Source organism: Telmatospirillum siberiense, assembly GCF_002845745.1.
Lineage (GTDB): Bacteria > Pseudomonadota > Alphaproteobacteria > Rhodospirillales > Magnetospirillaceae > Telmatospirillum > Telmatospirillum siberiense.
The window spans coordinates 63454-88748 of sequence record NZ_PIUM01000009.1; the positions used below are offsets into that span (position 1 = coordinate 63454).

At 63.6% G+C, this 25295-nt stretch carries 13 protein-coding genes and 1 pseudogene; 8 read left to right on the forward strand and 6 right to left on the reverse strand.

Annotated elements, in window-relative coordinates; translation table 11 throughout:
- Positions 1 to 271: 271 nt before the first annotated feature.
- The 3 genes from CWS72_RS10090 to CWS72_RS10100 all read left to right on the forward strand — a co-directional run bounded on the left by CWS72_RS10090 (position 272) and on the right by CWS72_RS10100 (position 9857).
- Positions 272 to 8836 (forward strand): glycoside hydrolase family 94 protein, encoded by an 8565-nt coding sequence (locus CWS72_RS10090; RefSeq protein ID WP_199175628.1) that lies wholly within the window; start codon positions 272 to 274, stop codon positions 8834 to 8836.
- Between the two features lie 301 nt (positions 8837 to 9137).
- Complete coding sequence (locus CWS72_RS10095) at positions 9138 to 9467, forward strand: hypothetical protein (RefSeq protein ID WP_101250475.1); 330 nt, start codon at positions 9138 to 9140, stop codon at positions 9465 to 9467.
- Between the two features lie 96 nt (positions 9468 to 9563).
- Positions 9564 to 9857, forward strand: coding sequence for a hypothetical protein (locus tag CWS72_RS10100; protein WP_241911665.1), 294 nt, complete (start codon positions 9564 to 9566; stop codon positions 9855 to 9857).
- A 55-nt stretch (positions 9858 to 9912) separates the two neighbouring features.
- Here CWS72_RS10100 and CWS72_RS10105 read toward each other — a convergent pair whose 3' ends face one another.
- The gene (locus CWS72_RS10105; protein WP_101250476.1) at positions 9913 to 11349 is read right to left on the reverse strand and encodes a glycoside hydrolase family 1 protein; all 1437 of its coding nucleotides are present in this window, start codon (positions 11347 to 11349) and stop codon (positions 9913 to 9915) included.
- Positions 11350 to 11526: 177 nt separating this feature from the next.
- Between CWS72_RS10105 and CWS72_RS10110 the strand changes: the two genes are divergently transcribed.
- The 3 genes from CWS72_RS10110 to CWS72_RS10120 are packed head-to-tail and all read left to right on the forward strand — an operon-like array spanning position 11527 to position 16357.
- Positions 11527 to 12156 (forward strand): TetR/AcrR family transcriptional regulator, encoded by a 630-nt coding sequence (locus CWS72_RS10110; RefSeq protein ID WP_101250477.1) that lies wholly within the window; start codon positions 11527 to 11529, stop codon positions 12154 to 12156.
- A complete protein-coding gene (locus tag CWS72_RS10115) occupies positions 12153 to 13253 on the forward strand; it encodes an efflux RND transporter periplasmic adaptor subunit (RefSeq protein WP_101250478.1) in 1101 nt (366 codons plus the stop codon). The genes CWS72_RS10110 and CWS72_RS10115 overlap by 4 nt, the downstream gene beginning before the upstream one ends.
- Entirely contained in the window at positions 13250 to 16357 is a 3108-nt protein-coding gene (locus tag CWS72_RS10120; RefSeq protein ID WP_101250479.1) for an efflux RND transporter permease subunit, read from the forward strand. The genes CWS72_RS10115 and CWS72_RS10120 overlap by 4 nt, the downstream gene beginning before the upstream one ends.
- A 31-nt stretch (positions 16358 to 16388) precedes the next feature.
- On the opposite strand, the gene CWS72_RS10125 is transcribed toward CWS72_RS10120, so the two are convergent.
- The 3 genes and pseudogenes from CWS72_RS10125 to CWS72_RS28780 form a co-directional block, all read right to left on the reverse strand.
- Positions 16389 to 17105 carry an MgtC/SapB family protein gene (locus tag CWS72_RS10125; protein ID WP_101250480.1) on the reverse strand — a complete coding sequence of 239 codons (717 nt, stop codon included), beginning with the start codon at positions 17103 to 17105 and terminating at the stop codon, positions 16389 to 16391.
- Between the two features lie 253 nt (positions 17106 to 17358).
- The gene (locus CWS72_RS28370) at positions 17359 to 18003 is read right to left on the reverse strand and encodes an IS630 family transposase (RefSeq protein ID WP_101250481.1); all 645 of its coding nucleotides are present in this window, start codon (positions 18001 to 18003) and stop codon (positions 17359 to 17361) included.
- Positions 17945 to 18268 (reverse strand): annotated as a pseudogene (locus CWS72_RS28780) (winged helix-turn-helix domain-containing protein); the annotation flags it as partial. The pseudogene CWS72_RS28780 and the gene CWS72_RS28370, both read right to left, overlap by 59 nt.
- Before the next feature lie 185 nt (positions 18269 to 18453).
- Here CWS72_RS28780 and CWS72_RS27415 point away from each other — a divergent pair.
- Entirely contained in the window at positions 18454 to 18720 is a 267-nt protein-coding gene (locus tag CWS72_RS27415) for a hypothetical protein (RefSeq protein ID WP_146002702.1), read from the forward strand.
- The gene (locus tag CWS72_RS10140; protein WP_101250482.1) at positions 18717 to 21770 is read left to right on the forward strand and encodes an autotransporter outer membrane beta-barrel domain-containing protein; all 3054 of its coding nucleotides are present in this window, start codon (positions 18717 to 18719) and stop codon (positions 21768 to 21770) included. Before CWS72_RS27415 ends, CWS72_RS10140 begins: the two co-directional genes overlap by 4 nt.
- A gap of 10 nt (positions 21771 to 21780) precedes the next feature.
- Here the strand turns inward: CWS72_RS10140 and CWS72_RS10145 are convergent, their stop codons facing one another.
- Positions 21781 to 24345 carry a hybrid sensor histidine kinase/response regulator gene (locus CWS72_RS10145; RefSeq protein WP_241911671.1) on the reverse strand — a complete coding sequence of 855 codons (2565 nt, stop codon included), beginning with the start codon at positions 24343 to 24345 and terminating at the stop codon, positions 21781 to 21783.
- 5 nt (positions 24346 to 24350) lie between these two features.
- Positions 24351 to 25127: a response regulator transcription factor gene (locus CWS72_RS10150; protein ID WP_101250484.1), complete on the reverse strand. Its 777-nt coding sequence runs from the start codon at positions 25125 to 25127 to the stop codon at positions 24351 to 24353.
- Positions 25128 to 25295: the final 168 nt, after the last annotated feature.

Genomic DNA, 25295 nt, shown 5'->3' on the forward strand with positions numbered 1-25295 from the left:
CTGCGGGCCTTGAGAAATAATTTTTGGAAAAATTATGAATCATGATCGCCTGTGTAAAATCACACTATCGGATAATTCGAATCTCTGAACATTTTTCATTATAAATTGTCTTATGGCAAAAGGGTATGGCGACTCGCCGCATGAGATAACAATTCCTTACCCATAAGTGTTATACTAAAAAAAGACGCCGTGAATTTTGGTGGGATTCCGTCCCTCCGAAGGCCGTCCCCCCTTGCGCTTGGCGGTCCCAGCGCGGCATGGAAAGGTTCCCTTGAGACACCTCATCACTCGCGCCTTCGGGCGCGTGCCGTCGCCGTCGCCCTGGGACAACCAAGAGCCCCTTCGCGAAGAGTTGTTCGGTATCGAGCGCCTTGAAGATCATGCGCGCAGCCTGGCGGCCGCCCAGACCGTCATGGATAAGCCGGTTCGCGGCCTTCCCCTGGCCGGCCGGCTCGCCGACAACGCGGCCGTCATTCTCGCGGCCCATCGCGCCATCGGCAAGGCGGCCGAGGAGGAGGGGGCGACCACTCCGGCCGCGGAATGGCTGATCGACAATTATTATCTCGTCGAGCGGCAGATCCACGACATCCAGTCCAATCTTCCGTCCCGCTATTACCGGCAGTTGCCTAAGCTTGCCGCCGGGCCGCTTGCCGGGTATCCGCGCGTCTTCGGCGTGGCCTGGGCCTTTGTCTGCCACACGGACAGCCGCTTCGATTCCGAGATGCTGTATCGCTATGTCAGGGCCTATCAGGAGGTTCAGCCGCTGACCATCGGCGAGTTGTGGGCGCTGGCGATCACCTTGCGGATTGTCCTCGTCGAGAACTTGCGGCGCCTTGCCGGGGGGATCATGAGCAGACTCGTCGCCCGGCAGGAGGCGGACGTTCTGGCCGACCGCCTGCTGGGCGTCGGAGGGAGGGCCGCCGAGCCGGTGTCGGTGGTTCTCAAGGATCACGAAAAGGTTCCCCTGGCTTCCACCTTTTCGGTGCAGCTCGTCTACCGGCTGCGCGATCAGGATCCCCGGGTCACTCCGGCGCTGAACTGGCTCGACCAGCGTCTGGTCGCGCAGGGCATGACAACCGACGCGCTGGTGCATGACGAGCATCAGAGGCAAGGCGCCGCCACCGTCAGCATCCGCAACATCATCACCAGCATGCGCTTGATTTCCGACGTCGATTGGACCGAGCTGGTCGAGCGCATCAGCCTGGTCGACGATGTGCTTGCCGCCGGTAGCGACTTTTTGGAGATGGATTTTCCGACGCGCAACCTCTATCGCAATGCGATCGAGGATTTGGCGCGAGGAGCCGGACGGACGGAAATCGACATCGCGCGGAGCGCCGTTCTGACTGCGCGCGAAGCGGACCCGGCGGACCTCGCCGACGGCCGCAGGGGCGAGGCCGGTTACTATCTTTTCTCCGGAGGGCGGCGCTCCTTCGAGGGGAAGATCGGCTATCGACCGCCATTGCGCCGCTGGCCCCGGCGGCTGAACCGTTTCGGCATCGGTGGTTATGCGGCGGCCATCGCTATTGTCAGTGCGGCTCTCCTCGCCTTTCCCCTGCTTGTCCTGACCGCGACCGGGCTCGGCGGCCTCTGGGTCGGTCTGCTGGGCATCCTCGGGGCGATTCCCGCCATCGACGTGGCGGTCGCGCTGGTAAACCGTGGGGCCGTCTGGACGTTCGGCGCGGCACGTCTGCCCGCCCTGGAATTGCGCGACGGCATCCCCTCCCATCTTCGCACGATGGTCGCCGTGCCGACGCTTCTGACCTCGCTGGAAACGATCGAGGAGCAGATCGAACGACTTGAAGTCCATTATCTGGCGAGTCCGGAAGGCGATCTTCTGTTCACCTTGCTTTCCGACTGGGGCGATGCGGACACCGAAACGGTCGATGGGGACGCGGAACTTCTCGCCGCGGCCGCGGCCGGCATCGCGCGCCTCAATCATCGCCACGGTCCCGCTCCGGGTGGCGTGCGTTTTCTGTTGCTGCATCGCCGGAGGGTCCGGAATGACGGCGAGGGGCGGTGGCTCGGCTGGGAACGCAAACGCGGCAAGCTGCACGAGTTGAATCGGCTGTTGCGCGGCGCCACCGATACCACATTCATCGATATCGATGGCCTGCCGCCGAGCGTCTCCGCGGATGTTCGCTATGTGGTCACCCTCGACGCCGACACCAGGCTGCCGCGCGACGCGGTGCGCCGGCTGATCGGCAAGATGGCGCACCCGCTCAACCGCCCGCGCTTCGATGCCGTGGCGGGCCGGGTCGTGGAAGGTCATGCGGTGATACAGCCGCGGGTGACGCCGTCCTTGCCCGTCGGCCGGGAAGGGTCGTTGTTCCAGCGCACCTTTTCGTCGATGAGTGGCATCGATCCCTATGCCGCCGCCGTCTCCGACGTCTACCAGGACATGTTCGGCGAAGGCTCTTATGCGGGCAAGGGCATCTACGACGTGGATGCGTTCGAAGCCGCTCTCGACGGCCGGGTGCCGGACTCGACGCTTCTCAGTCACGATTTGTTCGAGGGCGTTTTCGCCCGTGCCGGTTTGGCTTCCGACATCGAGGTTGTCGAGGAGTTTCCCGCCCGCTACGACGTCGCCGCCTTGCGGAGCCATCGCTGGGTCCGTGGCGACTGGCAGCTTCTGCCCTGGATCTTCGGACGCGGACCGTCCTCTGCGCGTATTCGGAGCGCCATCCCGGTAATCGGCCGTTGGAAAATGATCGACAATCTGCGGCGCAGCCTTTCGGCGCCGGCGGCCATCCTCGCCCTGCTGGGCGGATGGGCGTTGCCGTTCGACGCGGCGCTGGTCTGGACCATTTTCATATTGGCGTCGATTTTGCTGCCGACGTTGATTCCGGTGATCGGGGCGATCCTGCCGCGTCACCGCGGCATTTCCCTCGACAGCCACCTGCGCGCCCTCGGGGGAGATCTCCATCTCGCCATGAGGCTGTCGGTTCTGGAAATCTCATTCCTCGCTTATCAGGCGTATCTGATGAGCGACGCGATCGGGCGAACCCTTTTTCGGCTGATGATCACCCGCCGGCATCTGCTCGAATGGGTCAGCGCGGCGCAGGCGACGATCGGTCCCCGGCTTCGTCTTTTCGGCTTCTACCGCCGGATGAGCGGAGCGCTGCTGATCGGCTGTCTGGCGCTGGTCATAGCCGGGCTTTCCGGGCAGGGGACATGGCCCCTCGCGGCGGTCTGCGCGGCGCTTTGGATTGCCTCGCCGGCCATCGCCCGCTGGGTCAGTCTGTCCCCCCCCATCGCCAGCGGTCTGTCGGTGAGCGTTCCCGACGCGCGCACCCTGCGGCTGATCGCCCGCAGGACCTGGCGTTTCTTCGAGACCTTCGTGACGCCGGACGATCATATGCTGCCGCCCGACAACTTCCAGGAAACTCCGTGGCCGGTCCTGGCCCACCGCACGTCGCCGACCAATATCGGACTTTATCTTTTATCGGGGGCGACGGCCCGCGACTTCGGGTGGATGGGAACCGCGGAAGCGACCGGGTTGCTGGCGGAAACCCTTGAGACCATGGCCGGTCTCGTGCGTTTCGATGGTCATTTCTACAATTGGTACGACACCCGGGACCTGCGGTCTCTGGACCCGCCTTACATCTCTTCGGTCGACAGCGGTAACCTGGCGGGCCATCTGATCGCGCTCGCCAACGCGTTTCGGGAATGGCAGGGCCATCCCCTCGCCGACGCCAGGCGGTTGGCCGGCGTCGGCGACGCGCTCGATCTCGTCGGTGAGGAGGCTGCGCGGTTGGATGACGGCCGGCGCATGCAGACGGTCACCTGGCCGCAATTCAAACATGCGCTGGCCGAACTGGGCGCCGATGTCGCACGGCATCCCTTGGATGGGGAAACCATCGGCGAACGGTTCGCCGGACTGGCCGTTCAGGCCTCGATTCTGGCGGATATCGCCCGGGTTCTGGCCAGCGAGCGGGGTGACGACAGTGGCCAGGACATGCTGTTCTGGGCGGAGGCGACCCTGCGGACGATCGAAAGCCATCAACGAGATCTCGGTCAGTCCGACGCCGCGTTGATGGCCTTGCGGGAACGTCTGTCGGCCCTGGAGGAAAATGCCCGGGCCATGGCGCTCGGGATGGATTTCGGCTTTTTGCTCGACGGCGAGCGCAAGCTGTTGTCGATCGGCTATGTGGTGACCGAAAACCGGCTCGATCCCAGTTGCTACGATCTGCTGGCCTCCGAGGCCCGGTTGGCCAGTTTCATGGCGATCGCCAAGGGTGACGTGCCCGCCCGCCATTGGTTCCGCCTGGGCCGGACCGTCACGCCGGTCGCCCATGGCGCGGCGTTGATTTCCTGGTCCGGTTCCATGTTCGAGTATCTGATGCCGTCGCTCGTCATGCGGGCCCCGGCCGGCAGCCTCATCGAGCAGACCTGCCGGCTGATCGTGCGGCGCCAGATCGATTACGCGGCCTCGCAAGGCATTCCATGGGGTATTTCGGAATCGGCCTACAACGTTCGCGACCTGGAATTCTCCTACCAATATTCCAGCTTCGGCGTTCCCGGTCTGGGGTTGAAGCGGGGCCTTGGCGACAACGCCGTCGTCGCCCCCTACGCGACCGCGCTCGCCACGATGGTCGACCCCTCGGCGGCGGTACGAAACTTCGAAAGGCTGGCCGGCGTCGGCGCGCGTGGCCGCTATGGTTTTTACGAGGCCATCGACTACACGCCCGGCCGCCTGCCGGATGGCGAAGGCGCGGCCATCGTCTGCGCCTATATGGCTCATCATCAGGGCATGTCGATCGTCGCCATCGCCGATGCGCTGCTCGATGGTCTGATGCGGGCGCGATTCCATGGCGAACCCATGGTCCAGGCGACGGAATTGCTTCTTCAGGAGAGGACGCCGCGCGACGTCGCGGTGGCCCGTCCCCTGGTGGCCGAACCGAAGGCTTCGACCAGGGTTCTGGAAACAGAGCCGTTCGACGGTCGGCGACTGGATAGCCCGCAGGGCGCCACTCCCGCCACCCATCTGCTCTCGAACGGGCAATATGCGGTGATGCTGACGGCCGCCGGATCGGGCTACAGCCGGTGGGGCGATTTTTCGGTGACGCGCTGGCGCGAGGATCCCACCTGCGACGACTGGGGGTCCTATATCTATCTGCGGGACGTGGTCGACGGCACCGTGTGGTCGGCCGGTTTTCAGCCCTGCGGGGTCGAGCCCGACGCCTATGACGTCCTGTTCAAGGAGGACCGGGCCGAGTTCACCCGCCGTGACGGGACCCTGACGACCACCCTGGACGTGCTCGTCTCGGGGGAATACGCGGCTGAAGTCCGTCGCGTCTCGATCTCGAATTCCGGGTACCGGACGCGTGAGATCGAGGTCACGTCCTATGCCGAACTGGCGTTGGCGCCTCAGGCGTCGGATACGGCCCATCCGGCCTTTTCAAAGCTGTTCGTCGAGACCGAGTATCTCTCCGAGCTTGGCGTCATCCTGGCGACGCGGCGACGGCGCGGACCCGACGAGCCGCAAATCTGGGCCGCCCATCTTTCCGTCGTCGACGGCGAGGCGGTCGGCAAGCCGCAGGTCGAAACCGACCGGGCCCGGTTTCTCGGCCGAGGCTGTGGCGTTCGGACGCCGATCGCGATGATCGATGGGCGCCCCCTGTCGAACACGACGGGCACGGTGCTTGATCCCGTCTTCGCGATGCGCCGGCGTCTGCGCATCGCACCCGGCACGACGGTGCGCGTCGCCTTCTGGACGATGGTCGCGGCGGAGCGGGACGCGGTCCTCGATCTTGCCGACAAGCATCGGGAGGTCACCGCCTTCGAGCGGGCGACGACGCTGGCCTGGAGCCAGGCGCAAGTGCAGCTTCGTCACTTGGACATCGATCCGGGCGAGGCGAGCCTGTTTCAGCGTTTGGCCGGACATCTGCTTTACGCCGCACCGACCTTGCGTCCGTCTTCCGACGCCATCCGGCGCGGCGGCGGCGGCCAGTCGGATCTCTGGCCACAGGGGATTTCCGGAGATCGGCCGATCGTCCTGCTGCGTATCGATGATGTCGAGGATCTCCCTATCGCGCGGCAACTGCTGAGGGCTCACGAATATTGGCGCATGAAGCAGTTTTCCGTCGATGTGGTCATCGTCAACGAGCATGCGCCCTCCTACGTTCAGGATCTGCAGAGCGCTTTCGATACCCTGGTCCGGTCGGGCCAGTCACGGCGTCGGATCCATGCCAAGGTCCCGTCGGGACAGGTTTTCATTCTGCGGGCCGATCTGATCTCGGGGGAGATGCGCGCCCTGCTTTCATCAGTGGCGCGGATCGTCCTCGTCGGTCAGCGCGGACGACTTTCCGATCAGCTCGACAGGGCACCGGAGGCCAAGGCCTCTCCCTATCCCGTCACCAATCGGGGGCATGGGGTGGGGGCTCGGATTTCGCCGCCTTTGCTCGATCTTGAGTTTTTCAACGGACTGGGTGGATTTGCCGATAATGGCCGGGAGTATGTGACGGTGCTCGGCCCCGGCCAATCGACGCCGGCCCCATGGATCAACGTTATCGCGAATCCGCGGTTCGGCTTCCAGGTGGCGACCGAAGGAAGCGGTTACACCTGGTCGGTCAATAGCCGTGAGAATCAGATAACGCCTTGGTCGAATGATCCGGTGAGCGATCGTTCGGGCGAGGCATTCTATCTGCGCGACGACGACACCGGCGATCTCTGGAGCCCGACCGCCCTGCCGATCCGTGACGAGTTGGGGAGTTATATCGCCCGCCATGGCCGTGGATACAGCCGATTCGAACATTCGTCGCATGGGATCGACGCCGACCTTCTCCAGTATGTGGCGCTCGGAGATCCGATCAAGATCTCGCGCCTGACGCTGCACAACCGTTCGGGTCGGACGCGGCGTCTTTCGGTGACCGCCTATGTGGAATGGGTGCTGGGTCCGTCACGCACCGCGTCGGCGCCGTTCGTGACGACCGAGATCGATCCGAACAGCGGCGCGATGTTCGCCCGCAATCCGTGGACGCCGTCATTCGGGGCGTCTGTCGCCTTCGTCGACTTGAGAGGGCGGCAGAGCGACTGGACGGGCGATCGACGGGAGTTCATCGGGCGCAACGGGACTTTGGCCTGTCCGGCGGCGCTGGTGGGCTCTGGCCCGTTGTCCAATAAGGTGGGGGCCGGCCTCGATCCCTGCGCCGCCTTGCGGACCACGCTCGAATTGCCGGCCGGCGGTGTCGCCGAGATTGTCTGCTTCCTTGGCGAGGCGTCCTCCGCCGACGATGCGCGGAGCTTGATCTCGCGCTACCGCGAGGAGGATCTGCAAGCCGTGCGCTCCGAGGTCAGCCAATACTGGGATGATCTGCTGGGAGCGGTTCAGGTGACGACACCCGACCGTTCGATGGACATCATGCTGAACGGCTGGTTGCTCTACCAGACGGTGGTTTGCCGGCTATGGGCCCGGTCCGCCTTTTATCAGGCAAGCGGCGCTTATGGCTTTCGCGATCAGCTCCAGGACGGGATGGCGATCACCTCGGTTTGCCCGGACCTGACGCGCGAGCATCTGCTGCGGGCGGCGGCCCGGCAGTTCGTCGAAGGCGATGTCCAGCATTGGTGGCTGCCGCATTCCGGCCAAGGCGTGCGCTCGCGCATCTCCGACGACAGGGTTTGGCTCGCCACCGCCGTTGCTCATTATGTCGATACGATCGGCGATGGGGAGATTCTTGACCAGGATCTGCCGTTCCTCGAAGGCCAAAGGCTGGAGGAGGGGCAGCACGACAGCTTTTTCCTGCCGACCGTCTCCGAGCGGACGGCCAGCCTGTTCGAGCATTGCGCCAGTGCTCTCGACCATAGTCTGGCCGTCGGCCGTCATGGGGTGCCGTTGATCGGTACCGGTGACTGGAACGATGGGATGAATCGTGTCGGGGAAAGGGGCCTGGGAGAAAGCGTGTGGCTGGGCTGGTTCCTTTACGCCGCCCTGACGTCTTTCATTCCGCTGGCCGAGGCCCGCCACCAGACGGTTCGCGCCGCCCTCTGGCGCGCCCATGCCGGAGCGATCCGGGAGTCCCTGGACCGTGAGGCCTGGGACGGCGAATGGTACCTGCGCGGCTGGTTCGACGACGGGACGCCTTTGGGGTCTGCGGGCAGCCAGGAGTGCCGCATCGATTCCATCGCCCAGTCCTGGGCGGTGATTTCGGGGGCCGCCGATCCGGTTCGTGCCGCCGACGCCATGGCGGCGGGCGAGCGACACCTGATCCACCCGGCGGATAAGGTGGCCCTGCTCTTCACGCCGGCCTTCGACAAGATGCCTCTCGATCCCGGCTACATCAAGGGCTACCCCCCCGGTATCCGTGAGAACGGGGGGCAATACACGCACGCCGCCTTATGGTCGGTGATGGCCTTCGCGGCGCTCGGCGAGGGCGATAAGGCTTCCGCGTTGTTCTCGCTTCTCAATCCCATCAACCACGCCCGCACGCGGGCGGACGTGCATCGTTACAAGGTGGAGCCTTTTGTCGTCGTCGCCGATGTCTATGCGACCCCACCCCATATCGGGCGCGGCGGTTGGACCTGGTACACGGGGTCGGCGGGGTGGATGCAACGGGCGGGGATCGAGAGCATTCTCGGGCTAAGTCTGCATGGCGATGGCATTCGACTCGATCCTTGCATCCCGAAAGGGTGGCCGAGCTTCGAGATAACCTTCCGGCATCGTTCCGCCAGATACGAGATCCGGGTCGAGAATCCCGACAGAGTGGCCAAGGGCGTTGTTTCGGCCCTGTTCGATGGGGCTGAAATCTTGGCACGGCCATTGTGCCTGCCGTTGCTGGACGACGGCGTCACCCATCATGTCGATGTGAAGCTTGGTGTCCCGGTTGGACCCTCGGTATGAGGAGTGTTGCGGATAAAATAATAATAATTGTTAAAATAATATTTGGAGGTTTTGTGTATATTATGCGGATGTTCTTGAAAAATGACATATCGATCCCAAATACAAATATCATTTCCATAATTTTGTGATGATCATGAAACAGGTTTCGTGCCCGGCTTTGTCGCTGTGGACGTCGGTCAAAGGGTATCTTGTTCCGCCCATCGTGCTTCCCGTGGTTTTTGTTGTCGGTCTGGTGAGCTGGGTGCTGCTCCGTGGAGCTGCGGGCTGATCGTCATCGAAATTCCGCCATTGGAGAACGCTCATGCCCTTCTCGCTTTATCCGGGCGCCTCGGCGCCCGACTTCCATAACAACCGGCGGCAGGCCGCCATCGATCATCTGCTGAAAATCGGGGTCAATCCCTTTGAGGCGACGTTCGTCATTCCGGAAGCCCGTCACCCCGGGACTTCGTCGGAATTCGAGGACCGCTACATTCATGAAATGCGGACGATGCCGCGGCTTCCCGTCGAGACGGCATGGGAATTGGCGGATATGAGGGCTCATATCAAGTCTCTCTCGGCCCACATCGCGGCGCAGAGAGGTCTTAGTTTGTCATGTTCGGAAAGCAGAATTGAGCGCGTAAAAATAAAATAATAATATACTATTATTTTGCTTTGTTTTGTGTGGTGTTTTCGTTGCAAAATAAATGTGCGGTGTAGTGATTCTGTGAATTTTCAGGGAGTTTTCACGATGACGACCAAGGTCGAGCCGCTCGGATTATACCTTAGCGCCATTCCTCTCCAGCGAGCCAGAGTATCGCCGTCCCAAGACCGGGAGAAAAGCCGTCGGATCCTCGTCCATCGCTACAAGGTCGGGCAGGTTTTGCATTATTCGCCCGGCATCTTCGAGGCCGTGGCGTGGCAAGGCCTCTATCGCGTCGTTCGTTTGCTGCCCGCCGAAGGGGGCGATAATCAGTACCGCCTCAAGAACGAGGCCGACGGACATGAACGCGTTGTCCGCGAGAGTCAGCTCTCCGCAGACTGACGGAAATAACATTCCGCACCAAGTCTCGATGCTTTATTGCTGTCGAGGCTTGGTGTCATATATTTCCGCCGTTATCTTTTATAATTTTCTGATACCAGAAATAGCTGTCTTTACGAATGCGGCGCAGGTCTTTCGGATCCCGTTCGTCGCGATCGACATATACGAGGCCGTAGCGCTTCTGATAGCCGTTCAGCCAACTGAGAATATCGGTGAAGGACCATACGCAATAGCCAAGGAGGTCGACCCCGTCGGTGATCGCTTCCCTGCATGCGGCGATATGGTCTTTCAGATAGGCGATACGATAGTCGTCGTGGATCAGATCGCCCCTTTCCAGGCGATCGAATTCGCCCAGACCATTTTCTGTGATCAGGATCGGTAAGCCGTAGCGGGAAGAAAGGCGCCGCAGCCCGAGGCGCAACCCGGTGGGGTCGATCGCCCAGTCCCAATTGGTTGTCTCGACGTGAGGGTTGGGGCGGGTCTTGTAAAGGCCGGGCACGCCGCTGGCGGGTGTCGTCCCTTTCTCGCCCGTCGTATTGATGCCCCGCATCGTTTCCCCGTCCGGCGGATTGTCCGCATAGGTCAGGGTTTGATAATAGTTGATCCCGATAAAGTCCGGACGGCCTTGCGCCAGCAGATCCCTATCGCCGGGGAGGATCTCCGGCGCTTCTCCCGTTTTGCGCAGATAGGCGAGAGCGGCGCCGGGATATCGGCCCAGACAATAGGTGTCCAGCCACCAATGATTGGTGAATTCCTCGGCGTTTTCAAAAGCCAGCATGTCCCGGGGGTCGGGGGAGGCGGGATAGGCGGGGGAATAGGCGAAGCTGGGTCCGATCAGGCCATCCGGGACCAGGTCACGGAAGGCCGCGATCGCCCCGGCATTGGCCAGGAAGGCGTGGTGATTGGCCTGGAAGAAGCGTTTGCGGTTCCGCACGCCGGGGGGGTGAGTCCCCAACTGGTAGGCATTGGTCAAATTGTAGTTCTGTTCGTTCAGCGATACCCAGAAGCGCACCTTTCCGGCGAGGCGCCGGAACAGCGTGACGCAATATCGTTCGAAATCGGCGACGATGCGGCGGCTTTCCCAGCCGCCATAGTCATCCTGCAGCGCCTGTGGCAGGTCCCAGTGGTAAAGCGTCAGAATGGGCTCGATATCATGTGCCCGCAGGGTGTCGATGAGCTTCTCATAAAAGGCGAGGCCGGCTTCGTTCAGCGGCCCTCGGCCATCGGGATACAGCCGGGGCCAACTGACCGAAAAACGATAGGCCTTCAGCCCCATTTCAGCCATCAACGCGATGTCTTCCCGGAAGCGGTGATAATGGTCGACCGCCACATCACCATTGCTGCCCTGAAAGGTTCTGCCGGGCTGTTTGCAGAAACCGTCCCAGATCGACGGTCCCTTGCCGTCGACATTCCACGCTCCCTCCGCCTGATAGGCGGCCGAGGCCGCGCCCCACAGGAAGCCTTGGGGAAACCCGTCGAGTTCGTGATGGTGCATGGGAGCGTCCTCTGCAGAGAGACCCGGAATGGAAGCGATTGCGCATGATAAATCATCCTCGGCGCTAAATGTCCGGTGAGTTTTGTCTTTTGACGTCGGCGGCGGAGTACGGTAGAAGGTTTTCAGAACGCGTTCTTTGAACATGTTCATGAATGTTCGCCGCAGAGGATTTCCGCCATGCCCAGGCCGCCGCAAAGCGACGAGGAAAAAGCCCAGACCCGGTGCCGCATCCTGGATGCGGCGCGGACCTTGTTCGACGGGGACGGAATCAAGGCCGTCTCGATGCGCGCCATCGGCCGCCGGGTGGGGCTGACCGCCTCGGCGCTTTACGCCTATTTTCCCAGTAAGGTCGATTTGGTGCGCGGTCTGTGGAGCGACGCCAAGGACGATCTGACCCGCCGCCTGCAAGACATTTCCCTCGCCCATGCCGATCCGCTGGAGGCGATCCGCGCCTTGGGCGCGGCCTATGCGGCGTTCGGCATCGAGGATCCGCTGCGGTTCCGCGTGCTGTTCCTGTGGGATGACGATTCCATGAACGACGATTTCTACAGCCGGGAGGAAAACCAATCGCCCTATTTCGTTCTGCGAGACAGGGTGGCTGAGGCGATCGGGCGGGGATTGATCGCCGGACCCGACGACGCCGATCTGGTGGCGCAGGCCGTGTGGGCGTCGGTCCACGGGGTGGTGGTTCTCAACAACACCTGCCCGGATTTTCCGTTCCGTCCGCCCGGTCTGTTGGTGTCGACCGTGATGGATGCCGCCCTTGGCGGACTCCGCCGGGGAATCGTCGAGGGAGAAGGGCGATGAGCAAGCGCAAGCCTTGGACCTTGGCGGTCGGCGCCGGACTGATCTGCTGCCTTTGGGGGCTGGCCGGCTGCGATGGCTCAACCTCCGCTCCCGAACCGGAAATCAGGCCGGTCAGGACGCAGAAGATCCATTATCAATCCCTGGCCGATCTGCCCAGCCTGGTGGGCGACATCCGCCCCCATTACGAAAGCGATCTGGGCTTCAAGATTTCCGGGCGCGTTCTCGTCCGTTCCGTCCAACTGGGGACGATCGTTCATAAGGGGCAGGTCCTGGCCACCCTGGACGATCAGGACCAGCGCAACCAGCTTCGCGCCTCCTCGGCCGATCTGGCTTCGGCGCAGGCGACCCTGGACCAGGCGGCGGCCGAGGAACGCCGCCAGATCGCGCTTCACCAGGACGGCTGGGCCACCCAGGCGAAACTGGAATCGGCGCGGCAGGCGCGGCAGACGGCGGAAGCCGCCGCCGCCGCCGCCGCCGCCAAACTCCGGCTGGCCAAGGACCAGCTGGACTATGCGACCTTGCGCGCCCCCGAGGACGGCGCCGTCACCCAATTGGGGGCGGAGGCGGGGCAGGTCGTCTCCGCCGGACAACTGGTGGCGCGCCTTGCCCGCCTCGATCGCAAGGACGCGGTGGTCTCGGTGGCCGAATCGGCGATCGGCGCGGTGCCGCTGAACAGTAAGGCCGATGTTTCCCTGCTGGATTTTCCCGCCGTCAAGACCAGGGGAACGGTGGCGGAAATCTCGCCCGCCGCCGACCCGGTGACGCGGACCTATACGGTCAAGGTGGCGTTGCCGGACGGGATACCCGACATGCGCCTGGGCATGTCGGCGGTGGTCCGGTTCGCCTCCCCCGAACGGCGTCTGGCGGAACTGCCCGGTGCCGCCCTGTTCCAGCAGGACGGCAAGCCGGCGATCTGGGTGGTGGAGCCCGAGCGGCTGACGGTGTCGCTGGTTCCGGTGACGTTGTACCAGATGGATGACGAGCGTCTTCTGGTCGAAGGCGGCCCGGCGGAAGGGGCCCGGGTGGTGACGGCGGGAATTCAATTCCTGCGTCCCGGACAGAAGGTCCGCCTGGCGGCTTCGGAGCCGGCGCCATGAAGGGCTTCAATCTTTCCGAATGGGCGCTGGGACACCGTTCCCTGATGATTTATCTGATGGTGATGTGCGCGGTCGCCGGCGTCTGGGCCTATGCCACCGCGGGGCGTGACGAGGATCCGCCCTTCACCATCAAGACCATGGTGGTCAAGACCCTGTGGTCCGGCGCCACCACCGACGAAACCTTGAATCAGGTCACCGACCGCATCGAAAAGAAGCTCGAGGAACTGCCGTCGCTCGACTATCTGCAAAGCTATACGGCCCCCGGCGAATCGGTGATCTTCGTCACCTTGAAGGATTCGACGCCCCCCGGCCAGGTGGCGGATCTCTGGTATCAGGTCCGCAAGAAGACGGGTGATATCGCCCATTCGCTGCCGCCCGACGTGCAGGGTCCCTATTTCAACGACGAATTCGGCGACACTTTCGGGGTGATCTACGGCTTCACCGCCGACGGTTTCGGCTATCGCGACCTCAAGGACTATGTGGAGACGGTCCGGGCCGAGCTTCTGCGCCTGCCCGACGTCGGCAAGATCGATTTGATCGGGGTGCAGGAGGAAAGGGTCACCCTGGAATTTTCCAGCCGCCGGCTGGCCAATCTCGGCATCAGTCAGTCCCAGGTGATCGACAGCCTGAACGCGCAGAACGCGGTGGCTCCCGCCGGCGTGCTGGAGGGCGGGGGCGAGCGCATCCTGCTGCGGGTCAGCGGCGGTTTCCGCGACGAGGCCGATCTGGCGGCGATCAACCTGCGCAGCAACGGACGCTTTTATCGATTGGGCGACGTCGCCGACATCCATCGCGGGTTCGCAGATCCGCCCCAGCCGATGTTCAGGGTCAACGGCAAGCCGGCCATCGGTCTTTCCCTGTCGATGGCCAAGGGCGGCAACAATCTGCGCCTGGGCGAGAACATCCGCCGGCGCATGGCGGAGTTGGAGCGCGACCGCCCGATCGGCATCGAGGTCACCCAGGTGGCCGATCAGCCCGAGGTGGTGAGCCAATCGGTGCATGGTTTCGTCAAGGCGTTGACCGAGGCGGTGATCATCGTTCTCGCCGTCAGTTTCCTGAGCCTCGGCCTGAGAGCCGGCGCGGTGGTGGCTCTGTCCATTCCGCTGGTCCTGGGGGCGACCTTCGTCGGTATGAAGATGGCGGGGATCGACTTGCAGCGGGTATCGCTGGGCGCCCTGATCATCGCCCTCGGTCTTCTGGTCGATGACGCCATGATCACCGTCGAGATGATGATCAAGAAGCTCGAGGAGGGCTTCTCCCTGCTCAAGGCGGCGACCTTCGCCTACAGCTCGACGGCCTTCCCCATGCTGACGGGGACGCTGGTGACGATGATCGGCTTCGTGCCGGTCGGGTTCGCCAACAGCAGTTCCGGCGAATATTGTTTTTCCATTTTCGCCGTCATCGCCATTGCGCTGCTCATCTCGTGGTTCGTCGCGGTGCTGTTTTCGCCGCTGATCGGGGTGGTGATCCTGCCCCGGCGTCCCAAGCCTCAGGCCGAGGGTGGCGTGGCGACACGGGTGACCGGCGGCTTCCGGCGGGTCCTGCTCTGGTGCCTGCGCCATCGGGGATGGACGATCGGCGGCACGCTGGCGCTTTTCCTGCTGTCGTTGGCCGGCGCCACGCGGCTCGAACAGCAGTTTTTTCCGGTCTCCGAACGGCCTGAACTGCTGCTCGACGTCACCTTGCCGCAAAGCGCCTCGATCCGGGCCACGGAAAAGGCCGTGGAGCGGTTGGAGACGCGGCTGGCCGCGGACAAGGATGTCGCCGGTTTCAGCTTCTATGTCGGCCAGGGCGCCGTGCGCTTCTATCTGCCGATGGACGTGCAACTCGATCACGACTACTTCGCCCAGGCCGTGGTGATCGCCCGCGATGTCCATCAGCGCGACGCCCTGGCGGCCAGGCTTCAGCGGGAAATGTCGGAAGAGCTGTCGGCGGCGGGGGCGATGGTCCGTGTCGCGCCGCTGGAACTGGGGCCGCCCGTCGGCTGGCCGCTAAAGTACCGCGTCAGCGGTCCGGACCCGGAGCGCGTGCGCCAGGCGGCGTTCGATCTGGGCAGCGTGATCGCCGCCGACCCGGCGGCGCGGACGGTGCATTTCGACTGGAACGAGCCGATCAAGACGGTGCGGCTCAAGGTCGATCAGGACAAGGCCAGGCTGCTGGGGGTGACCTCGCGGGATCTGGCGCAGGCGTTGCAGACCCTGTTCAGCGGCAAGACCATCTCGCAATTGCGCGACGCCACCTATCTGATCGACGTCCAGCTCCGTGCCCCTTCCGGCGAACGCGGCGATCTCGACTCGCTGCGCCAGCTCCAGTTGTCGCTGGGCGGCGGCCGCAGCATTCCCTTGGGCGAAGTGGCCAAGCTCGACTATGGCATCGAGCAACCGATCGTTTGGCGGCGCCAAAGGTTGCCCACCCTGACCGTGCTCAGCGATGTGGCGGGCGGCATCCAGCCGGCGACGCTGGTCGAACGTCTGGCCCCGGCCGTCCAGCGCTTCGCCGCCGGCCTGCCCGCCGGCTACCGCGTCGAGACCGGCGGAACGGTGGAGGAAAGCGCCAAGGGTCAGGCTTCGGTCAATGCGGTGATGCCGGTGATGGTCCTGTTGATGCTGACCGTGCTGATGGTGCAACTGCAAAGCTTCCAGCGGCTGCTGCTGGTGGTCAGCGTGGCGCCGCTGGGACTGATCGGAGTGGTGGCGGCGATGCTGCCCTCCCATACTCCGATGGGGTTCGTCGCCACTTTGGGATGCATCGCCCTGATCGGCATGATCATCCGCAACTCGGTGATCCTGATCGACCAGATCGAACACAATATCACCGGGGGGATGGAGCGTGCCCAGGCGGTGGTCGACGCCACCTGCCATCGCATGCGGCCGATCCTGCTGACGGCCTCGGCCGCCATCCTGGGGATGATTCCGATCGCCTCGGAATCGTTCTGGCGGCCTTTGGCCTATGCCATCATGGGCGGCCTAGTGGTGGCGACGCTGCTGACGCTGCTGTTCCTGCCGGCGGCCTATCTCACCTGGTTTGGCATCGTTGATCGCCGTGGCGGCCGGGGAGGGCGGGCGACGGCCAAGGGCAAGGAGGCGGCGCGCTCACCGGTGTAGCGGCCGGCCGACGCCTCGCGCGCGGCCCGCGTCAATTCGTCGTGCTGACCGTCCAGGCGGCGCTGGCGACGTCTTCGCGTTGTCCCAAGGCGGCGACTACGGCATCGAGTTCGTCCGGTTCGGCGGTGTTCGGCACCAGAACCGCCGCCAGCTCGACCTCGTCCTCGCCTTCGGACAGGATCTCGATTTCGCGGATCGGATAGTTGGCGCCCTCCAATTCACGGAACAGAAGTTCGCGGACGTCGGCCACAGCCGACGGGTCGCAGACGACATGGACGCGGTAGCTGGCCTCGGTCACCCGCTCGTCCATCGGTTTGCGGTTGATATGGTTGACCAAGGGGCGCAGCAGGGTGTTTCCCGCCAGGACGAAGCCGGTGAGCAGGATGGCTTCGGCGGCATATCCGGCGCCGCAGAAGGCCCCCACCGCCGCCGAACACCAGAGCGTCGCCGCCGTGTTCAACCCGCGTACATGGGTTCCCTCCTTCATGATCACCCCGGCGCCGAGAAAGCCAATGCCCGAGACGATGTAGGAGATGATCCTGGTGGCGCCCTCTCCTCCCATCAGATGCATGCCGATGTCGGCGAAGGCGGCGGCGCCGAGCGCCACCAGGACATTCGTGCGCAATCCCGCCGTGCGCTGACGGTATTGGCGCTCAAGGCCGATCACGGTGCCGAGGACGAAAGCCACGGCCAGAACGACGAAGCTGTCGCCCAGGGAGGCGAGATCGAAAGAGGAGAACGCTCTCAAACGGGAGATCCTTATCCTGGGAAGCGGGCCGGCGGAAAGCTATCCCTTCGCGCGGGCGCCGGGTCAAGCCGCATTAGCGTGACATTTTCGCAAAAGGGCCCGCGCCCCGCCGGCCTTGCCGGCAATTATCGGGAATGTGCGCGAAGCGCGCAGGGCGTTGGCGCGAAGCCCAGGGTTTCGGAGAAACCCGCCCGGCGATTGAGGGCTCGGTGATCGGTTTCGATCACCGAGAGTTGGTATGATACCGGCGAACCTATGAAATGACCTTCTGCAGCCACGGCTGATAGCAGAGGGTTTTGATCCGGTCTGTGTCGGCGATGAGTGCGTTCCAGGCGTCACAGCATGCGTCAATGATGTCCTCTCGATCGGCCCAGAGGCCGAATGAAAGGAAGCGCTCGCGTAAGAACAGCCAGATTCGCTCGACCGGATTGCTTTCCGGGGAATAGGGCGGAAGGGGGACAAGGGTGATGTTGTCGGGAGTAGCCAGGGAATTGCTGGCGTGCCAACCGGCACCATCCAAGACCATGACGGCGTGTTCGTTCGGAGGCAGTGTCTTGGCGAATTCTGCCAGGAATAGCGTCATGGTGCGGGTGGAGACTTCGGGAAGAACGAGGGCGAAACCCTCTCTGGTGACGGGCTGAACGGCACCGAAGATATAGGTCCAATCGAAACGATGGTCGCAGAGCCCTGGCGGACGCTGTCCCCTGAGCCACCAACGGTGGCACCGTCGCCCTTTCTGCCCGACACGGGCTTCGTCCTGGAAGTACAAGGAGATTCGCTTGCCGGGGTGGGCGGACTCTGCCGCCGCTACAGCGTCGCGGAGCCCTTTTTTGAAAGCGTTCCTGCGCTTTGGCGTCGGTCTTGGGATGGACGGGACGCGCTTTCTGGCGCGACATATCCATCCGTCGCAGAATCCGGCTCAGGCTTCCGGGATGCAGCGTCTTGCCAAACTTGGCCGAAATCCAGATCGCCAGGCTGTCCCGCGTCCAGGTGCAGACTCCGTCCGCCTCAGGCTTTGGGCCTTTGAAGATGACGGTGGCCAGGCTTGCCTGTTCGGCCTCCGTCAGCCACTCGGGGCGATGCCCCTTCGGGCGATCAAACAACCCTGCGATCCCCTCGGCGTTGTAGCGCGTCACCGCATCCCGCAACGCCTGCCGTTCCATCCCGGCGAGCCCGGGCAGCCTCAGCTCGGCTCAGGCCATCCAGCGCGTTCGCTATGGCGTACGCCCGCGCCGCCGCTCGGCCATTGCCACAATGGCGCGCCCAGGACCGAAGCTCCGCCCCCGTCATTGCTTCCGATATATTGAGCCGACCCGACATGGTTCCCCCCGTATTTGGTGGAACCTCAGTGATTCATGATCCTTGCCGTTTGGCAAGCCCGGCTGAGTCAGATCAAGCGTTCGCCGGTATGAGTGGTGACCACAACCAAAAACCGTCAAAAAACTTAAAAAATTTACGCCAGGAATACTTTCCCGGACGCTGGGAACAGCACGCTGTTTCAGAAGGCCCTACGCTTCTTATGGCATTTGTCTCTGCGACATCCGACCGGGAAATCCCGTCGGATGCGTATTGGCTTGCCGTCGATCGTGATCATGTGGGGCGAAAGAAGCGATGAAACGGAATGGATTGTTGGCCGGTGCCTCGGTGCTGGCGGTGCTCGCCGGAATGGCGCCGATCGATGTCGCCTGGGCCGATTGCAGTGGCTCTCCTATCTCGGGATCCACTGGAGGCTGCACCTGGAATTCTGGCGATCTGTCCATCACCAGCACCGGCACCATCAGCGGCGAGGGCACTGGGGTTAAAATCGACGGCAGCATCGGGCAGCTTACCAACAGCGGCACCATCAGCGGCAGTCACGTCGGGATCGCTATCACCGTTACCAGCACCATCATCTCGACTGCCATGTTTACTTCGTGGGGCACCATCGGGACGCTTTCCAACAGCGGCACCATCACCGGCGGCACCTACGCGATTTATAATATCGGCAGCATCGGTACGATCACCAACAGCGGGGTGATCGCCGGCAATATCCTCAACACCAACGCCAACCCACTGACCATCGATGGCGGCGGCGGCGGCGCCATCGGCACCCTGACCGGCTATGCCGCCGGCAGCAAGGGGGTCATCACCAACACCGCGTCCGATCTGATCTTCGCTTCCGGCAACCTTCTGCTGAACGACGACATCAATGTGGGCAGCCACACGGTCACCAACAGCGGGGCTGCGCTCGCCCTGTCCACCATCGTTACCGTATCCGGCAATTACACGCAGACCGCCGGCACCCTGGCGCTGGACGGGTCCGGCGAACTGGTCGTCAGCGGTTACGCCAGTATTACCGGCGGCACAGTGGTGGCCGGCCTGGCCAGCAGTGGAAACTATCTGGTGGGCGAGACCGAGACCCTGATCAGCGCGTCATCCGGTTCGTCCTATAGCGATGCCTCGGTGACCTCGGGCCTGACTGGTCTGGCCGTCAGCGCCGATACCATCAGCGGCACCAATCTGGTGGTCGGTTATCTCAACGATTACATCGGCGGCAGCATCGCGACGCTCTCCAACGGCGGCACCATCAGCGGCACCACCTATGGTCTTTATGTGGCCAGCTCCGGATCGTTGGGCGGTCTGGTCAACAGTGGCACCATTAGCGGTGCGGGCATCGGGGTTAATAACGGCGGCGGCATCGGGACGATCACCAACAGCGGCACCATCAGCGGCGGCACCGGGGTTTATAACGGCGGCGGGATCGGAACGCTTTCCAATAGCGGCATCCTCAGCGGGAGCCGCGGGTTTAACAACGGCGGCAGCATCGATGCGGTCACCAACAGCGGTCTCGTCCACGGCGGGCACACCGGGATTTGGAACAGCGGCAGCATCGGGACGCTGATCAATAGCGGGACCATCAGCGGCAGCATCGCCGCGATCAATAATTTCTCCTACACCGCCAACAGCGCCACCGTCATCGGCAGCATCGGTGTGATCACCAACAGCGGGGTGATCGCCGGCAACATCATCAACGACACCTCCAACGCCCTGACCATCGACGGCGGCAGCGGATCCGTCTTCGGTACCCTGAGCGGCTATGCCGCGGACACGGCGGGCACCATCACCAGCACGCTCTCCAACCTGACCTTCGCCTCGGGCAATCTGTGGCTGGACGACGACATCAACGTCGGCGCCTATAGCGTCATCAACAGCGGGGCAACGCTGAAGCTGACCAACAGCCGGACCATCACCGGCAGCTACAACCAGACCGGCGGCGGGCTGGTCATCGGGGTGGCCTCGGCGGCCAGTTACGGCAATTTGCGCGTGACCGGCAGCGCCACGGTGACCGGGGCGTCCATCACCATTTCAGGCGTCAGCCTGAGCGCCGGCGAGATCTTCTCCATCGTCAAGGCCGGGACCAGCGGCACCTACAGCAACGACAGCGTGACGGTGACGGGCACCAGCGGCTTGAAGGCGTCCACCAGCACCATCGGCAATACGCTGGAGGTAACGCTGGTCAGCGGTTCGTCCTCCTCTTCCTCTTCCTCGTCTTCGCCTGGCGCCTATGCGGCGCTGGGCCGGACGGCGGGGGGCGCGGCGTCCGGCGTCGGTGCGGCGCTGGACGCCATCGCCGCCTCGACCAGCGCCACGGCGCTCGCCTTCCAAAACAATGTGCTGGTGCCGCTGAACACCCTGGCCGGTGCGGAACAGGCGGCGGCGGTCAAGCAGCTGGCGCCCAGCCAGATCACGCCGGCCACCCAGGTGGCGGCGCAGACCGAACCGGTGGTCCAGGCCATCGAAACCCATCAGCTGACGCTGAACGACGGCAATGGCGCCACCGGCATGGCGGCGGGATCGGCCGTCCATCCTTACGGCCTGTGGGGGCAGATGCTGGGGGGATACTCCTTGCGCGGCGCCACCGCCGGAGCCGACGGGGCGAAATCCAGCGATTTCGGCCTGATGAGCGGGCTGGATTTCCACGCCGACGCCGACACCACCGTCGGCGCGGCGCTCAGCTGGCTGCGCGGCTGGAGCGCCGGCCTGGGCGCATCCTCGGGCAGTTTCACCACCGCCGACAGCTACCAACTCACCGCCTATGGCCTGTATCGCTTCGGGCCGGCCTTCCTCGACGGGCAGGTCGGCGTCGGCTATGACAGCTTCAACCAGCGGCGCTCCATCGGCTTCCTGGGCCAGCAGGCGCATGCCGATTACGACGGCCAGCATTATCTGGCGAAGATCAGCGGCGGCTACGACATCCCGGTGAACAGCCTCACCCTGACGCCGATGGTGGGCTTGCGCTTCCTGCGCGCCGTCAGCGACGGCTACCGGGAAAATGGCTCGGCCGACGATCTGACCATCCGCCGTCGCGGCAGCCAGTCCCTGACCCAGGACCTCGGGGTCAAGGTCGGCTGGGCCGTGGCCACGCTCTTCGGCGCCCTGACGCCGGAGGCGCATCTGGCCTGGGTGCACGACTATGCGCAAGGCCCGATCGCCACCTCCGGCCTGATGGGCGGCGAGGCCTTCACCAGCACGGTGGCCCGCACGGCGGCCGATGGGGCGCGCCTCACCCTGTCGGCGACGCTTGCCCAGTCGGACAGCCTGACGCTGAAGGCCGAATATGAAGGCGAGGAACGGCCCGCCTACCAAAGCCACAGCGGTCTGCTGAAAGCCACCTGGAGCTTCTGAACCGGAAGGGTCACCCGGTCAGGCTGGTCAATGCCGGCAGATCGATCTGGCAGGCGGCCTCGTGGACCGTTTCCGCGAAGGCGGCGTAGCGCGGGTCGCGTTTTTTCAAGTCGTTCGCCCAGGCCATGATCTCGGTCACCTGCCCGTTGTCGACCATCGCGCGCAGGGTTCGCATTTCGGCTGGATCGGGATGGATGAGGGCGACGGGTGGGGTGGACTGCGGCGCCGGGGAAACGGCTTGAATCCAGGTCAGGCCGAGCAGCTCGCCGATGCGGCGCACCAGCAGGGCGTGATCAAGCGGCTTTAGCAGATGGGCGGTGAACGCCACGCTGTCCGGGATACCGTCGGGCCGTTCGGGCGGCGCCGCCGAAATCAGCACCACCGGTAGGTTCGGCCGGCGGGCGGTCATTTCGCGCAGGACCATCCAACCGCCGCCGCCGGCCATGAACTGATCGGTGAGAACCGCATCCACCGCCGCAGCATCCTGTTCGATCGCCGTCCGTTCACTGTCCGCCTCGATGACGGAAAACCCGTTTTCCCGAAGGAGGCGCGCGAGAATGCTGCGATTTTTTTCCTGATCGTCGACCAGAAGAATGGTGCGTCGAGGGCCAAGATAGCCGGAATGGGTCGGCTGTTCGGCGCGGATCGGCGTTATTTCGGCGGCATCGGCGCGCTCCGCCAGGATGTGGAAACGAAAACAGGCGCCGCTTCCGGGGCGGCTTTCCACCGTCAGTCGCCCCCCCATCATTTCGACGAACTGCCGCGAGATCGCCAGGCCCATGCCCGTGCCTTTGCCGCCGTCGCGGGATGCCGCCCGGCTGCCGCGCTCGAAGGGCAGAAAAATGCGTTTCTGTTCGGCCAGCGGAATCCCTTCGCCGGAATCCGCCACCGCGAAATCGAGGCGCAGTCTTTCCCCGGCCCAACGGGCTGCGCAGTCCACGCGGATCCAGCCGTCCTTGGTGTGGCGGGCCGCGTTGGCCAGCAGATTATCGAGGATCTGGCGCAGCCGGTGTTCATCGATCAACAGGCCGTCCGGCTGCGTTTCGCTCGCTCGCAGGGAAAAGTCGTTGCCGTTCCCGGCTGCCAGTATCCGGCCGCTGTGTTCCACCGAACGCAGGAACGCCGGCCAATCCACCGGATCGCGGGTCATCGTCAGTTTGTGCGCCAGGCCGCGCGCATGATCGAGAATATCGTCGATCATTTTCAGTAAATGCCTGCCGCTTTCGGAGATGTCGGCCAATCCTTCCGCCAAACGTGCCCGCGTGGTCACCCGCGTGAGCAATTGCGCGGTCCCCAGGATGGTGTCGAGCGGGGTTCTGAGTTCGTGGCTCATGTGGGCAAGGAATTCCAGCCGGGCGGCGCTTTCCGCCCGCGCCGCCAGAAGGTGGCGCTGCATTTCGTTCTTATGGGCCATGATGCCGCACAGCGCCGCCGGCGCGCTTATCAGGAAGCCCCAGAAATACCAGATGGTCCGCACCCCGTAAGTGCCGCCGCCGAAAAAGACGAGGAACGCGTAAAGATGGCCGATGACGGAAATCGTATAGGGAACCAGCAGGAAAATGGCGGGGCGGAATCCGTCGCGACAGGCGCGCCAGAGAAACATGACGGCGCCAAGCTCGACCAACAGCGTCACGAACACGAGGGCGCGGATGCCGACGCGATAATCGACGAGACACGCCCATCCGACCACCAGCACCGCACTCGCGGCCAAGGCCATCAACATTTTGTGATAAAAACGATACCGCTCGAAGTTCCCGATGAAATGCCGGACGAACAGACCAAGAAAAATATCGATGCATCCCACGGCCACGGTCTGGACACGGACATCGTAAGCCCCCGACCACAGATATGTCGGCAACAGGGTGGTGTAACTGGCGATGTTGACGATCTTCGCCAGTTCACCGGCGGTGAAGTAAAGATAGGCCTGGTTTTTCCACTGGACATAGATCATCAGGGTGAACAGGGCCGTCGCCGCGAGTCCCCCGATGCTCAGCGTATAAAGCAGTTCCGTTCGGTTGTGTTCCTCCAGATAGGCATTGCTCCGCCACAGGGTGGGGGTCAGGTCGATGGTGGTCCGGGAGACGACGCGGACCAGGATGGTCCGGCTTTTTCCCGGTGCGATGATTACGGGCAGGATGGGGTCGGAGGAAAAGATCGGTCGTCGCGCCGGGGGAATATCCGTGCCTGAATCCGTCCTTTGCCAGCCGCCGTCCGCCATGGATACGAAGAACCCGACTTTATTCAGACGGGGGTGACCGATTTTCAGCCACCGTTCGATCGGTCGGGTTTCCGGATTGACCAGGGTCAGACGAAGCCAAAACGCCTTGGCTGACGCCCCATGCGTCGTGGCGCCGGAAAGTATCGGCGCGAAGTGGCACCCGCCGGAAACGATGGCCGCTATATCAAGATCCGTGCCGCTTTCGCACCACTCGGCCTTGTCCGATAGATCGGTGAACGGCACCGGCGTCACCACGATGGGTTCCGCGGCACGTAGTGACGCCGGCGCCAGGACGAGAAGCCCCGCCATCACCGAGAGGAGGAGAAACGATCCGCTCCAGGATCCCCGCCGCATCATGTCCTTCAAGCCTGCCGGGGTTCCGGGGATGTCCCGGACAGATGTCGCCGGGCTCTCATGTCCTCCCGCAGATCGCGCGGCGAGAGGCCGAAGCGTTCCCGGAAGGCCTTGGTGAAATTCGCCGCGGACGAATAACCCAGATGTTCGGCGATCAGGAGAATCGACGTATCACCCCGGCAGACCCGGGAATAGGCTTGACGGAGACGCTCCTCACGCAGCCAGCCGAATACCGGCTGATGACACGAGGCTAGAAAGGACTTGGAGATCTGGCTGCGATTGGTGCCGAGAAGCTCCGCCAACTCCTGCAGGGAGGGGGGATCGGCGATTCGATCGCCGAGGATTTTTTGCGCCGCCCGGGCCAGCACCTCATCGCGTGACGTCGCCGATGCTTCTTCGGCGGCGGAAGGGAGGGCCATCGGAATGGAATTCAGATGCACGCCGACCCGCGCCAGCACCTCCTCCTCGCTGAAGGGTTTACCGATATAGTCGACCGCGCCCAGGGAGAACCCTTCCAGCCGCTCGTCCAGGTCGTTGGCCGCCGTCAGGAAAATGACCGGAATTCGTTGGGTGGCGGGATTGGCCTTGAGGCGGCGGCAGGTGGCGAAGCCGTCCATTCCGGGCATGCGGACATCCAGAAGAATCAGCTCGGGACGGTGCAATGCCGCCAGTTGATAACCCTTGTCGCCGTCAAGGGCCACGCTGACCCGCATATGACGCCCCCTCAACATATCGACCAAAAGACGCAGGTCCGTGGGGGAGTCGTCAATCAACAATAGTTTCATGCACACAGTGTGTCTTACCTAAGCCGGCACCGACGGGAGAGCGTGGCTGTCGTGCCGCAGATCTTTTTTCGGGGGCGAGGCGTGGATAGGCCAAGACAGCCCGTGTCGCCCAGGAGGCACGGACAATGAACCGCTGCGGAAAGTCTGCCGGACGGCGGCGTCATCGTC

Coding starts and splice junctions, on each gene's coding strand:
- CWS72_RS10095 (WP_101250475.1), top strand. CDS start 9,138: ATGCCCTTCTCGCTTTATCCGGGCGCCTCGGCGCCCGACTTCCATAAC.
- CWS72_RS10100 (WP_241911665.1), top strand. CDS start 9,564: ATGACGACCAAGGTCGAGCCGCTCGGATTATACCTTAGCGCCATTCCT.
- CWS72_RS10105 (WP_101250476.1), bottom strand. CDS start 11,349: ATGCACCATCACGAACTCGACGGGTTTCCCCAAGGCTTCCTGTGGGGC.
- CWS72_RS10110 (WP_101250477.1), top strand. CDS start 11,527: ATGCCCAGGCCGCCGCAAAGCGACGAGGAAAAAGCCCAGACCCGGTGC.
- CWS72_RS10115 (WP_101250478.1), top strand. CDS start 12,153: ATGAGCAAGCGCAAGCCTTGGACCTTGGCGGTCGGCGCCGGACTGATC.
- CWS72_RS10120 (WP_101250479.1), top strand. CDS start 13,250: ATGAAGGGCTTCAATCTTTCCGAATGGGCGCTGGGACACCGTTCCCTG.
- CWS72_RS10140 (WP_101250482.1), top strand. CDS start 18,717: ATGAAACGGAATGGATTGTTGGCCGGTGCCTCGGTGCTGGCGGTGCTC.
- CWS72_RS10145 (WP_241911671.1), bottom strand. CDS start 24,345: ATGATGCGGCGGGGATCCTGGAGCGGATCGTTTCTCCTCCTCTCGGTG.
- CWS72_RS10150 (WP_101250484.1), bottom strand. CDS start 25,127: ATGAAACTATTGTTGATTGACGACTCCCCCACGGACCTGCGTCTTTTG.